The following is a 14,152-nucleotide window of genomic DNA, read 5'->3' on the forward strand; positions in this document are numbered from 1 at the left end:
CAGTCATACTCTGCGTATTTTTCTGCGCCAGCGTTTTGGTATTGATGTTCTTACTTTTGAACAGCATCCTGTGGCTTAATTCACATAAGGCGTACCTTTAACTTTTTGAGTAGCTTCTGTTGCTTTTTGATTCTCTATAGATACTAATATTCCAAAAAAGAGTGCGCCTATTCCTAAAAAAAATGTGATAACTATTCCTACAACAATTCTTTTCCTAGCAGTCGCTAGTTGACTTTCTGCTTCTTGTTTAGCTTCCGCTTCAATTTGCTTCGCTTCTTCTGCTAATACTAATTGCCTTTCGACTTCTTGTTTAGCTTTTTCTTCAATTAATCTAGCCCTTTCTGCAGCTTCCTTTTCTTTCCTTTCTCTTTCTAATTCTGCCTGTTTTTCTATTTTTGCTAATTCCTCTTCTCGCTCTTTTTTACGACTAGCTGCTAAAAATTCTTCATCTTGAAAACTTAAATTTTTATCCTGTTTCCAAGTTTCAGCTTCTACTAAAGCATTTCCCCGCAATAACCAATCATCCTGTTTTATTGATAATAACCACTGACGATAATTCTCAGCATAAGGACGCAAATTCGCTAAACTTTTCTCAATCCATAAATTATCAAAAATATTTTGATAAATCTGATTGTAAATCTTTAATTTACTCCCCTTGTTGACAACTATTCCAGCCAATTGCAAATCACTCTGTTCGATACTATTATCAATATCAATTCCTCCTGAATACCATACTAATTGATATAAATCTAATAAATATACTGCCTTCTGCTCATCTCTTTTTAAAATCCTGTCCCGAATTGTTCTAAAATGTTCCGGTTCATCCTGATATTCCCAATTCTCAATCACACGACTTCTAACTAAATTCTTTACAAAATCAGCTTCTTCTCCAGCAGGAATTACAGTTTCAGTTTGAGAGACAAATTGACAGATTTTCTGAGTTAAAAACGGCTGTCCTCCCGTCCAGTCTAAAATCGCTTTTAGTACCGCTTGAGGATTGTGAGTTTGGGCAGAAAATCCGGTTGCTAAAGGGAAAGCCTCATCAAGGTAAAATCCGGTTAATTCAATTCCTTGTCCAATATTAAAAGGAGTGCGCTTTTTATCTTGAATTAAATCGGAAGGAGTAGCGACACCCAAAAGCACAAAAGTAATGTGTTGATATTCAGGATTATCAACTCTTTGATTAAAAAAAGCACGAATTAGGGCAAAGAAATCATCAACCGGAAAATCTAAGCTGAGAATACTATCAATTTCATCAATAAAAATAACAATCTGCGTGGAGATTAATTGTAGTACTTGATCAATAAATTTTCCAAAAATATGCACATTAGAAAATCGGGAATTTTCTGACCATAGCGCATCTAAATCAAACTGTTCATCTAAATTTAAACTATTAGCAATAATATCAATAATTCCAGCATACCATTGTTCAGCACTTAGCCCTGATGTGCCAATTTCTGTCAAATCAATAGATACACAAGTAATTTCCTCAGCCTGTAACCTCTGCATTGTACGAACACGCAAGCTGGATTTTCCCATCTGTCGAGAGTTAAGAACAAAACAAAACTCTCCAGCTTTCAAAGCCTGATACAAATCTGCATCAGCTTTGCGTCTAACGTATGTGAGCGCATTAGCAGGAAGACTACCACCAAATTGATATTGATAATCTTGGGGAACAGGCGAATTCATAGTCATACGCTATATGGGTAATAGCCAGGTTTTTGTCAATTAAGATACAATATACGGCTGAGAAGCTGTTTGTAAATGATTAAAAAGATAGCTAAATCTGAATAAGTGTAGGTCGCTACATTTAATATACAGCATATTGCAGGTTTATAAGCTACAGTCAGTAGATCGAAGTTTGCATCCACGAGAGAACTGTACGCCGTTTTGCAAATCCTCAAGCGTATTGCTCAGCTAATCTCTCCTGCGTCTTAGAGGTGCTACTGCATTCTATCGATTGTGCGATATTGAATCGCTTCCGCTACATGATTGATTTTGAGCTCATCGTCTCCGGCTAAATCTGCAATAGTCCGCCCTACTTTGAGAATGCGATCGCTCGCTCTTGCCGATAAACCTAATTTTCTAATTGCTACTTCTAATAAACTGCGACTAGCATCATCTAGCTTGCACCATTTTTGAAGATGACTACTTTGCATATGGGCATTGCAACGCAGATTTGGTTCTCCTTGGAAGCGGGTAATGGCGCGATCACTTGCTTGTTGCACTCGTTGTAGCACTGATATTGATGCTTCTCCCGTAAGTTGTTGGGTAATTTCTTCTGGTTTCAAGCGATTCACCGCAACTTGTAAGTCAATTCGATCCATCAACGGCCCAGAAAGTTTTGCCCAATATTGCTCGCGTTGGCGGGGAGAACAAGTACATTGTTGGATGGTATCGCCATAGTAACCGCATGGACAGGGATTGGTACTCGCTACCAAAGTAAACTGCGCGGGAAACGTTACCGATAGTTTGGTGCGGGAAATCGTGACGTAGCCATCCTCCAGAGGCTGACGCAGAAATTCTAAAACATCACGTTTAAATTCTGTCAACTCATCCAGAAACAGCACACCTCTGTGAGATAATGAAATTTCCCCAGGACGAGGGAAGCTACCGCCACCCACAAGAGAAGGCCCGGATGCTGAGTGGTGGGGGCTGCGAAAAGGGCGATCGCGTACCAATGAACCGCGATTTTTCAATAAACCAGCCACCGAATGGATGCGAGTCACTTCTAAAGATTCGGCAAAACTCAGGGGCGGCAAAATTCCTGGTAAGCGCCGTGCTAACATAGTTTTCCCACTACCAGGCGGCCCGACAAAAATTAAATTATGCCCACCAGCAGCAGCAATTTCTAAGGCACGACGCGCATGAGCTTGTCCTTTCACATCATGCAAATCTGCGCCAGGGTAGGATACTGTTGCTATCTCCGTTGTGCCACCGATCTGCACAGGTTTGTAACGCCCCGGATTATTTAAAAAATCCACTACCTCAGACAGATGTTTGCAGCCGTAAACAGCCAAGTCTTGAACCACAGCCGCTTCTTGAGCATTATCAGCAGGGAGAACTAAACCTGCAATTCCCATTTTTTGGGCTGCTGCTGCGATCGGTAAGACACCAGCCACCGGACGCAAACTGCCATCTAGAGAGACTTCGCCCAAGAATAGATAATCCCCCAATAAATCAGCGCTAACTTGCTCAGAAGCCGCCAAAATTCCCACACTAATAGGCAAATCGAAACAAGGGCCTTCTTTCCGTAAATCTGCCGGAGTTAAATTGATCACAATTTTTCGCATGGGAAAGGCGAAACCTGCATTCTTCAGCGTTGCTTTGACTCTTTCTCTTGATTCTTGAATCGCTGAATCTGGCAGTCCCAAGACAACAATTCCCGGTAATCCCCCTGACACATCGACTTCCACGCCTACTTTGACGGCATCGATGCCCACAATTGATGCACTCCAGACTCTGGCAAGCATTTATTATATAACAGTAAACCTTTCAAATCTCTAGCAGATGAGTTGCTATATTGGCATTAGTGAAACTACACAGACGATTTTCCGCTCAAAATAGTTAAATAGCACTTTATGACTATTTTCTTGTTAATAAAACATTTTGAAAAGAACCAGTCTAACTAACTGCAACAACAGCACAGTCATTTACTAACTTCCCATCTTCCATATAGACGATGCGATCGGCAATATCTAAAATCCGATTGTCGTGAGTAACCAAGAGAATGGTACAATCCTGTTCTTTAGCTAGTGTTTGCATCAAGTTGACCACATCTCGTCCCGATTTACTGTCAAGGGCAGCGGTAGGTTCATCCGCTAAGACAATTTTAGGACGACCAACTAAAGCACGAGCGATCGCAACTCTTTGTTTTTGTCCCCCAGATAAATCATCAGGATAATAATTGAGGCGCTCTCCTAATCCTACCTCCTCTAACATTAGGGCTGACCGGATTTTCATTTCTGCCGGCGAAATATTATTATGCACTTCCAAGCCCATTCTGACGTTCTGGAGTGCTGTCAGGCTACCGTGCAAATTGTGAGCTTGGAAAATATAACCGTTATTGCGTCGCGCTTGGGTAAGTTGTGTTTTTTTAGCGCCACACAGTTCTTGTTCCAATATCTGCAAACTACCAGATTGGGCAGAACGTAAGCCGCCGACTAAAGTGAGAAGTGTAGTTTTACCAGAACCAGAAGGCCCAGTCATAATAATAATTTCGCCGGCGTTAATATCTAGATTGATATCAAAGAGAACTTGCTTACGAAGTTGACCATGACCGAAGTAGTGGTCAAGATTTTTGATAGAGATAACAGGAAGCATAACAATTTTATATTTTATATTTTGGATTTTAGATTGGGAATTGTTAATTATCCCAATGCCCTATGCCCATTTTTTAAAACATATCTGCGGGATCAGCGGACTGTAATTTACGAGTAGCGATCGCACCTGAAATTAAACACATAATCATAGTCAGCACTAACACTGTCAAGGCTCGTGCTAAGGTCATATATACAGGTAAATTCGTAGCATTACGAGTCATATGGTAGAGTCCCAAGGGCACAATTGCTCCTGGGATAAAGCCCAGTACTGCCAGAATTACTGCCTCTTCAAACACCACACTTAGTAGGTAAAGATTGTTATAACCCATTGCTTTGAAGGTGGCATATTCCTTCATATGGGCATTCACATCAGTAGAAAGAACTTGATAGACGATAATTACCCCTACCAAAAACCCCATCGTTACACCTAGACTGAAAATAAACCCGATGGCGGTGTTTTTCTGCCAATAGTCTCTCTCAAAGGCGATAAATTCATCGTGGGTAAAAACTTTGACATCCTTACCCAGGTAAGATTTCAAGGTGTTTGCCACTTGCTTTGGGTCATAGCCTGGTTGTAGCTGAATCAAACCTAAACTTACACTGCTTGCCTGTTGTCTGGGAAATAATCGCAAAAAGTTCTGATCGCTGGTAATCAAGCTACCATCTGCGATAAAAGAAGCTCCAACCTTAAATAAGCCATTAATAGTAATTGTGCGTCGTTCTATTTCGGTTGTAACGGGTTTACCCTGTTCAATTTGGGCGATTACTTCTGTATAATCTCCTCTAGAAGCACTGTCGAACAAGACGGTATCGGGTAACTTAATTACGTCCAAGTGGCGGTTAACTTCCGGTAAGTCAAAAAGTTGCTTGTCAGGATTGAACCCTATAACTAGTACCGCTGTTTCCCGGTGCGTTTGGGGATTTTTCCAATCGAGAAAGTTGAGATACATTGCTTCGGCTGACTTCACTCCCGGTATATCCATTGCCTGGTACAGTCGCCGCCGAGGAAATGTAGACATATTTGCCAGGTTACGAGCTTGGGGACTAACTAACATGATGTCTCCCTGCATACTGGCATGTAGCCTGGTGTTACTGTCAAACAGGGCATTCTGAAACCCTAGCTGCATGAACATGAGAACATCGGCAAAGGCAATGCCTGACAATGCCACTAAAAAACGCCCTTTTTCATGACTCAATTGCAGCCATCCTAAAGGCGTCCGCCGCCGAAGTTGCTGGATAAATCCAATCACAGTTCAATCACCGCCTTCACTTGCAGATTAGTTAAGCTAGTAGCTTCTAGACTCGATAGCCGATTCAGTTGCACATGCACTTCCACTACTCTGGCATCAATATTGCTAGAGGGGTCAGCATTAATGACATTCTGCCGCTTTATCTGCATACCAATCCAATCTACCCTTCCCAATAATTCATGAGGTAGGGAATCGCTACTGATTCGCACTCGTTGCCCCGGACGCACTTTCTTGATATCACTTTGGTAAACTTCTGCTACCGTATACATTTGGTCGGTTTGACCTAAATCCACAATTCCTTCATTACCAACAGTTTCTCCCGATCGCGTATTAATCTCCAAAATTCGACCAGGTTTAGGAGCCAGAACGTATGCCTGTGCCAGTTCTGCTTGAATTTTATCGGCGGTGGCTTGAGCGCTGTCTATTTCTGCTTGTGCGGTTGCTACATCTGTTGGACGCACTTCAGCAGTTTGGTTCAGCGTGGCTTTTGCCTCATTAATTTGCTGTTGCAGGGTGGCTAAAGTTTTGTTCTGGTTGGCTTTTGCCTCATTAATTTGCTGTTCTAGAGTGGTGATAGTTGTTCTCTGGGTAGCTTGGCTTTCCAGCAACTGCTGGGTGGAAGTTTCTGCACTCAAGCGTCTCCGATCAACTTCCTGACTGGAAATTGCTCCTTGTTTGTATAAAGTTTCGTAGCGTTGGGCGTCAGCTTGGGCATTACCTTTCTCGGCTGTTAAGCGAGCCACTGTTGCTTTTAACTGCTGTTTTTGACCCTCTAGTTCCGCTTCTAGGCGATTAATTGTGGCTTGCTGAGTTTTGATATCTCCCTCTAGTTCAGCTTGTATACGGCTCACAGAGGCTTGCCGCGCCCCAATTTCTCCCTGTTTCGCTCCTGCTCTTACTTGGGCAAGACGGAATTTGGCTACTTGGACTTGTTTTTGTGCTTCACGCAAACTTCCTTGTAAGCGATCGCGACTGTCCATAACCGCAATTACCTGCCCAAATCTCACCCTATCCCCCTCCTTAACCAACAGTTGTTCAACACGATTCCCTTCATTCGAGGTAGGTGCAGAAAGTTTTATTACCTCTCCTTTCGGTTCCAACCGCCCCAACGCTGTTACTGTTTTTACCACTGCCTTGGGTGATGCTGATGTTTCTTGCGCTTTTTTAGCTGTGCCCTGGGACTTTTGTATCGTATAAACACTTAATGCACCTAGCAAAAAAGATATCAGCATTGCTAACAAAACAGGCAATCTGAAGATATTTTGGGAAGACCGCGATTCATCTAGCTTTAAGTTTTGCTCCATAGCACCCATCTTAACTAGCGGACGATAAAACTAAACCGTCTAGTTTTAAAATACTAAACTAAATGGAGTAGTTTAGTCAATATCGCGTAGCTAAAGTTGTTACTAATTTGTCTTACATACCAAATCTATCTAAAGATGCATATAATTAGCCTGCAAAGGCAGGCTTGGTAAGTCTAGTCCAAAGCTTCTAGGCTATGGGCATAATATACAGCCTCATAGAGAGTTGGAAAAAGCTAATGAAAGGATGAAGCCTAAGGAAAGAAAAATTTATTTTAGAGCAATTCTCTTATTGAGATTGATTGCAAAGGCGAGAGGATTTTGAATTTTAATTTGAATTATTTTTAAGATGGTTCCACAGCACAGGATAATTAAAAAATGACCCACATAAAAATTAACGAAGTTGAGCGGGAGGGTTCAAGCGATAAAGTCGAAAAAATTTTACAAGGGGCGATGCAAGAGTTTTTGGCACATGGCTATACTGGTGCAAGCATGGATCGGGTAGCGGTAGGAGCAGGCGTTTCTAAAGCGACAGTTTACAGCCACTTTCACGATAAAGAAGGACTTTTTAAAGCATTAATGGAGCAACTAGCACGAAAGCGGTTTGAGTCAGTTTTTGGCACACAACCTCTTGAGGGAGAACCTCATATCGTGCTGCGGGAGTTGTTAACAAAAGCCTTGACACAGATGCTCAATGACAAAGAATTTCAGGGATTTCAGCGAGTGCTGATTGGGGAGTCTGCTCGTTTTCCGGAGTTATCTCAGGTTTTCCTCAATTGTATCGCTAAACCTGGGAGCGAGATTATCAGTCAATACCTGGCTTCTCGCCAGGAACTCAATATTCCTGATCCAGAGGCAATGGTATGGATTTTAATGGGGTCAATAGTGCATTTAGTGATTGCTCAGGAGATTATGCATGGCAAAGATATTATTCCGATGGAAAGCGATCGCTTGATTGATGCCTTGACACACTTAATCGCTAAATGCGCCGATTGATTAGCTATCTCCCGGCGCTTATTCGGTCGGAAGGTCAAATTCACCTTGAGTAACAGTTGACTGTTTTGTCGAGAAAAGCTACAGTCTTACTCCGGCTTTTTTCGTTCCTTACCGTTGAGCCTAAAATCCCACGGCTTTACGTTAAAACCAGCTAAGGCCGTGTTTATCATAGCCGTGGGAGTGTTAATTAGAGGCAGGGGGTAGGGGAGAAAGAAGACTGCCCACAAGGGGGTGGGGCAGAACAGCAGTCAAATATCAGAAGATTCCGCCCCTAATGGTGGCGGCTCGTACCGAAAATCCTTTTTCTCCCTTGCCTCTTGTTGTCAAAGGCTGCTACAAATACATCCTCCAGCCATTGCAAGATTAACTAGGCAGGAATCACTTGAACAATTAGTGAGCGTTTATCCAGCGACTGGATTTTACCTACTTGACTGAGATCATTTGCAATTCTGTCTAGCAGTTCTCCAGCTTGGTCACGATATTGATGTTCTCGGCCTCGTAAACGAATAGCAAACTTCACTGAATCGCCTTTACTCAACCATTCAACTGCTTTCTGAATGCGTAAATTGTAATCAGCTATACCCACGTTTAGACCGAACCGAACTTCCTTTACCGTGGGTCTAGCACTCTGGCTTTGACGTTTTTTCTTTTGATATTGAAGCTTGCCATAGTTAAGAATCTTAGCGATTGGAGCCTCTTTGCCTTGAGAGACCACAACCAAATCAAGCTCTAAGCTCTCGGCTAACTGTAGCGCCTCATTGGTGTCGATCAGACCACGATTGTTATTCTCATGGTCAATCAAGAAGACATGAGGTGACTTGATTTGTGAATTAATCAGTTGCTTTTGGATTGCGATAATGAATTTCTCCCAATTGTTTAACACATTATTTTGCAAGTAATGCTAATTTAACACACCACTGAATTAGAGCAACTTTAAGGACACAATGGACTGTAATCTGTTAGAATGCAGAGCGGCGGCACTCGCTCTCAGTCTTTGCGCTACTGCCCATCCAGCCTTTCAATGATTTTTTATCCGTCCGCCTAAGACTGACGCCGCCATTGGCGACAGGCCGATGTTATTTTTGGAGTTTTATGTCTTTTTCTACTCTCGGCTTGTCCAATGAAATTATCCGTGCCGTTACTGAACGAGGGTACACCGAACCCACGCCAATTCAGATCCAGGCGATTCCTGCCGTCTTGTCGGGTAGCGATTTGCTAGCTGGGGCACAAACTGGCACTGGAAAGACCGCTAGTTTTACCCTGCCGCTCCTACATCGGTTGTCGTCTGACAAGAGCATTAAAGGTACATCTAATGGCTATCGGCCGATCCGGGCGCTGATTCTTACCCCAACTCGTGAACTCGCCGCACAGGTGGAAGAAAGCGTGCGTGAGTACGGCAAATACTTGCAGCTAAACTCGATGGTGATGTTCGGCGGAGTCGGTATAAATCTGCAAAAACAGCGTTTGAAGAATCGAGTCGATATTCTAGTCGCTACTCCAGGGCGACTGCTAGACCATGTACAGCAGGGCACGCTTAACCTGTCGCATATTGAGGTTTTGGTGCTAGATGAAGCAGATCGGATGCTGGACATGGGCTTTATTCATGATATCCGCCGCATCCTCTCACTATTGCCCAAAAAACGACAAAATTTACTATTCTTCGCTACTTTCTCGGACAAAATTAAGGCACTGGCCGCCGGACTGCTTAATAACCCGACGATGATTGAGGTAGCACGCCGCAACGTTACTGCCGACACGATCGCCCAGAAAGTTTACCAGGTAGACCGTGACAAAAAACGCCAATTACTTGCTCACCTGATTCGGCGAGATAATTGGTATCAAGTGTTAGTGTTCACTCGCACTAAGTATGGCGCTGACCGTTTGGTTAAACAGCTGGCTGAAGACCGCATTCAAGCCTTGGCAATCCACGGTAATAAGAGCCAGCCGGTGCGTACCAATGCTCTGGCAAAGTTCAAGAATGGCAGCCTACAAGTATTGGTGGCGACGGACATTGCTGCTAGGGGTCTTGATATCAGCGAACTGCCCCATGTAGTCAACTTCGATCTGCCCAATGTACCGGAAGATTATGTTCATCGCATTGGGCGGACTGGTCGTGCTGGCGCGTCAGGTGAAGCCGTATCGCTGGTGTGTGTCGATGAATACCCTCTATTGGTAGATATTGAAAAACTGATCGAGCAGCGCTTGCCGAAGGAAGTGGTTGCTGGCTTTGGGCCCAACCCTGATACCAACCCCGAACCAATCCCAAATGGACGCCAACACAGACCAAAACCCCAAGGTGATAAGCGTCTGAACCGTACTGCTAAACCGTCACCACAGACATCGGTTAAACGTAAGGTAGCACCACCTGCCACGAATGGCGATAAGTCTGGTGCTCGTTCGTCTGCATCGCGCCGTTCTGCTAAACGCGATCGCTAATCTTTGTTAAGTATTTAAATGGAAAACCTCACTTCCATTCCTCTCTCCTAAGAGGAGAAAGCCTTTGAATTTTCTCCCATGCTCAACAAGCAAATGCTGTCGCTCAACCTGACTTTTCACGGGATATGGAAAAGGGGATAGACTTTTGCAAGAGGTCTAATATTTCAAGGGTTTGAGCCTACTTTTTTCATTAACCGAGCAGTATTGGGTTGTGGGTGAGTGCGAGTCTACAACAATTCTGTGATCGAAAATAACCGTTGTCGGTCTATTTTCTGAAGCTTAATTTTTTCAGCGTAGAAAGCCTGATAATAAGATTGATACCGCTCTGGTTCAGCTTCTGGATCGGTTTGTTGCCATAGTTCCAAAAAGTGGCGATAGCGTTTTTCAAGCATCACTAAATCCATACAAGCGATCGCAGCTTGAACCACTTGCGGAGTCCGAAGTATTTCTTTCTGATTTTTTTCATTTACATGAAATAAATGGGAAATTAACCCCATCTCGCTGCCAAATTCTAAGAACTGGTCTTGCAGGCGGGAAATTAAATCTGGTGGAAACGAAAAATTTCTCGTCTCTCCATCACCAGATGAAATTTCTAAAATCTGTTGCCATAAAAATCGGTGGTGAGAAAGACTAAATTGCAAATCTCGTTCTTCTAGTTCGTCACTAATCGCTTGACGCTGTTCAGGACAATGCAAGTAAATTCGCAATAATAAGGCTTCTGCGTGTTCTAAAAGACTGCGTTCACTAGGAAGTGGGGAGTGGGTTTTGCTACCTCCCCATGCTTTCTTCGCTGATACAGGCTTAGTGTATGTAGCCGCAGGGGGAGCAATTTGAGTTAGCAGATTTTCGACTCGTAGAGGTATAAGTCTGGTTTCTCCCAAGCTGAGTATTTCTGCACAGTAGGAAACATAATAGTTGCGTGTATCGCTATTAGCTATATTTTTAAGTAATTTGACTAATTGCTGAGTTACTTGCTGAAAATCAGTAGCCTGTCTCAAGTCGCGGTCTTGAATAATTTGCTGAATCTGCCAGTCTAGCCAAAGTGGCGCATTTTTTAGCAATTCTCCATAATCTTCTGATGTGTGGCTATACAAGTATTCATCAGCATCTTTACCATCGGGTAAATTGAGAATTTTTAGCTGAACTTCGCCTTTGTATGCTAATTCGGCAATTTCACCGATCGCCCGTTCGGCTGCATTAGTTCCGGCTTTATCAGCATCAAAGTTGAGTACTAATTGTTTCGATTCGGTGTAGCGTAATATTAACCGCACTTGTTCTAAGCTTAAAGCTGTACCGAGTGAGGCGACGGCGTTATTAATACCAGCAGCATGGAGAGCGATCGCATCAAAATATCCCTCTACCACCACTGCTTGATCGAGTTGAGAAATCCCACCTTTGGCTTGATCGAGGGCAAATAATGTTTTACCTTTACTAAAAAGTTCGGTTTCTGGTGAATTCAGATATTTAGGTTGCTGAGACACTGCGTTGTGGGGGTTCCCCCCATTGAAGCAAGTGTCGTCATCCGTGAGGGTTCTCCCACCAAAGGCAATGACGCGCCCTTGGACATCACAAATGGGAATCATCAAGCGATCGCGAAATACATCATAATAACCGCCCCCGGAAGAGCGTGGCTTAATCAAGCCCGCTTTTTCCAGTATCTGCACGGGCAAACGTTTATCTTCCACTAGATAGCGATAGAGAGTTTCCCAACCTGCGGGAGCATAACCTAAACCAAATTGCTGTATTGTTTCTTCTTTAAGTTGACGATTAGATTGCAAATATTGAATTGCCTTTTGCCCTTGTGATTGTCTAAGGGCGTGTTGATAAAACTGTGCAGACGTTGCCAGAACTTCATACAACTGCTCACGCAAAGAGATCTGACGCTGTAATTCTTGGCGTTGTTCGGGTAAGAGTGTTTGCACAGGTACTTGGTAACGTCGTGCTAAATCCAGCACCACGTCAGCAAAAGAACGCTTTCCCAACTCCATGACAAACTTAATGGCATTTCCCCCAGCTTGACAGCCAAAGCAATAGTACATTTGCTTGGTCTGGCTAACTGTGAAACTGGGAGATTTCTCGTCATGGAAGGGGCACAAACCGACAAAATCTTTTCCACGTTTGCGTAAAACTACGTACTCAGAGACGACATCTACAATATCAGCCCGTAGTTTAACTTCCTCAATTGTGTCTGGGTGCAAGCGGGGAATTTGCATTCTAGTCTATTTATGAAGTCATGGGTTGGTAATTAACATTGCGGTACATTTCCCAACTGATAGCTATTATATTCTTGTTGTTAGACCAAAAATAATGTATAGAATTGTTTACACTTAATTGGATCAGAGGAAATACTGAAAATGGGACGTATTTTTATATCAGCGGCTCATGGAGGCAAAGAAGCTAGAGGAATCGATCCAGGTGCGATCGCAGGTGGTACAACTGAAGCTAAAGAAATGATTCTGCTCCGGGATTTGATTGTCACGGAACTAAGAGCGCGGAATTTGGAAATTTTAGCAGTCCCTGATGACTTGAGTGCCGCTCAAACTATCACTTGGATCAATTCCCGTGGCCGCCGGGGTGATATCGCCCTAGAAATTGAATCTGATGCGGCTAACAGCCCTTCTGTGCGTGGGGCTAGCGTCTTCTATATTGCTAATAATAGCGATCGCAGAAGCAATGCTGAACAGTTGCTAGTGGGGTTATTGCGTCGGGTACCCCAATTACCGAATCGGGGAGTCAAGCCAGATACAGATAGTGGATTGGGTCGTTTAACATTCTGTCGCCAGACAACGCTTCCAGCTTTGGTGATGCAAGTGGGGTTTCTCAGCAATCCAGAGGATCGGGCTTTACTGCAAACTCGCCGCCGCGATTTTGCTCTGGGAATTGCCGATGGACTAGTAACTTGGAGTCGTGTGATTGACCCCACTCCTGGAACTCCGGCAGAATCAAATTATCCAGCAATTAATATCAATATTAATGGGCAAAATTACTCAGAGCAAGGAGTTTTAGTTAATGGTAATGCTTACATTCCCATTGATTTAGTAGACCTTCTGCGGATTGACCTTTCAAAAGCAGCTAATGTCAATCGGATTACCTATCACAAAGTAGTTTATGTCAAAGCGGTCGAACTGCGAGATTTTAATGTTGCAGTCAGTTGGGATGCTGCAACTCGTACTGTCAGCTTGCGATCAAATTTGGTGGTTTGCCCTGGTCAATTTTCGCGGGTGATGTCGAACGGTAATACTTCCGAAGTCCAGTTACAATTATTTCTTAGAAACAATAATGAAAATGCTTTGGTAAAGTTTCCTGACATCCCAAAACTTTATCGGGAAGAAGCCAGTATAGAGGGAGTAAACTATGATATTGCTTTTTGCCAAATGTGTGTAGAAACTGGATTTTTACGGTTTGGTGGTGATATTAAACCTGAGCAAAATAACTTTGCCGGCTTAGGTGCGATCGGTGGTGGTTCGGAGGCTGCATCTTTTGCAAGTGCCAGAATTGGGGTGAGGGCACACATCCAACATTTGAAAGCTTACGCTAGTTTAGAACCTTTGGTACAAGAAGTAGTAGATCCACGGTTTCGCTTTGTCACACGCGGGATTGCGCCATTAATTGATCAGCTATCAGGGCGGTGGTCAGCAGATTTAGATTATGGTACAAAAATTTCAGCAATGCTCAAACGATTATATGAATCAGCAGGACTTCTTTGAGTATTGAGTCACTTGTTATAGCAATTTTTAGGGTGTTAGCTTTCACCTCTAGTTTTGTAGATTATGGGGATGCAGCACAGATTCATTATGCAATTTACCAAAGTTTAAGTAAGTTAGTGATAAAAATTCTAATATAGTTA

General features: G+C 43.2%; 10 protein-coding genes. 3 read left to right on the forward strand and 7 right to left on the reverse strand.

Features of this window, described 5'->3' with window-relative positions; translation table 11 throughout:
• Positions 1-75: 75 nt before the first annotated feature.
• The 5 genes from V7K21_RS21740 to V7K21_RS21760 form a co-directional block, all read right to left on the reverse strand.
• Positions 76-1,695, reverse strand: coding sequence for an AAA-like domain-containing protein (locus tag V7K21_RS21740; RefSeq protein WP_335177293.1), 1,620 nt, complete (start codon positions 1,693-1,695; stop codon positions 76-78).
• Between the two features lie 248 nt (positions 1,696-1,943).
• Positions 1,944-3,473 (reverse strand): YifB family Mg chelatase-like AAA ATPase, encoded by a 1,530-nt coding sequence (locus V7K21_RS21745; protein WP_335177294.1) that lies wholly within the window; start codon positions 3,471-3,473, stop codon positions 1,944-1,946.
• 151 nt (positions 3,474-3,624) lie between these two features.
• Positions 3,625-4,323, reverse strand: coding sequence for a DevA family ABC transporter ATP-binding protein (locus V7K21_RS21750; RefSeq protein ID WP_335177295.1), 699 nt, complete (start codon positions 4,321-4,323; stop codon positions 3,625-3,627).
• 73 nt (positions 4,324-4,396) lie between these two features.
• Positions 4,397-5,572: an ABC transporter permease DevC gene (devC, locus tag V7K21_RS21755; RefSeq protein WP_335177296.1), complete on the reverse strand. Its 1,176-nt coding sequence runs from the start codon at positions 5,570-5,572 to the stop codon at positions 4,397-4,399.
• The gene (locus V7K21_RS21760; protein ID WP_335177297.1) at positions 5,569-6,876 is read right to left on the reverse strand and encodes an ABC exporter membrane fusion protein; all 1,308 of its coding nucleotides are present in this window, start codon (positions 6,874-6,876) and stop codon (positions 5,569-5,571) included. Before V7K21_RS21760 ends, devC begins: the two co-directional genes overlap by 4 nt.
• 375 nt (positions 6,877-7,251) lie before the next feature.
• Here V7K21_RS21760 and V7K21_RS21765 point away from each other — a divergent pair, with 375 nt between their 5' ends.
• Positions 7,252-7,869, forward strand: coding sequence for a TetR/AcrR family transcriptional regulator (locus V7K21_RS21765; protein ID WP_335177298.1), 618 nt, complete (start codon positions 7,252-7,254; stop codon positions 7,867-7,869).
• A gap of 367 nt (positions 7,870-8,236) precedes the next feature.
• Here the strand turns inward: V7K21_RS21765 and infC are convergent, their stop codons facing one another.
• Complete coding sequence (gene infC / locus V7K21_RS21770) at positions 8,237-8,752, reverse strand: translation initiation factor IF-3 (RefSeq protein ID WP_335177299.1); 516 nt, start codon at positions 8,750-8,752, stop codon at positions 8,237-8,239.
• A 209-nt stretch (positions 8,753-8,961) separates the two neighbouring features.
• Here infC and V7K21_RS21775 point away from each other — a divergent pair, with 209 nt between their 5' ends.
• Entirely contained in the window at positions 8,962-10,305 is a 1,344-nt protein-coding gene (locus V7K21_RS21775) for a DEAD/DEAH box helicase (RefSeq protein WP_335177300.1), read from the forward strand.
• Between the two features lie 227 nt (positions 10,306-10,532).
• Here V7K21_RS21775 and dnaG read toward each other — a convergent pair whose 3' ends face one another.
• On the reverse strand, positions 10,533-12,518 hold the full coding sequence (dnaG, locus tag V7K21_RS21780) for a DNA primase (RefSeq protein ID WP_335177301.1): 1,986 nt from the start codon (positions 12,516-12,518) through the stop codon (positions 10,533-10,535).
• Positions 12,519-12,659: 141 nt separating this feature from the next.
• On the opposite strand from dnaG, the gene tftA reads away from it, so the two are divergent.
• A complete protein-coding gene (gene tftA, locus V7K21_RS21785) occupies positions 12,660-14,012 on the forward strand; it encodes a hormogonium tapered terminus morphoprotein TftA (protein WP_335177302.1) in 1,353 nt (450 codons plus the stop codon).
• The last annotated feature ends 140 nt before the right edge of the window (positions 14,013-14,152 follow it).

This window comes from Nostoc sp. (genome assembly GCF_036919595.1).
Taxonomy (GTDB): domain Bacteria; phylum Cyanobacteriota; class Cyanobacteriia; order Cyanobacteriales; family Nostocaceae; genus Nostoc.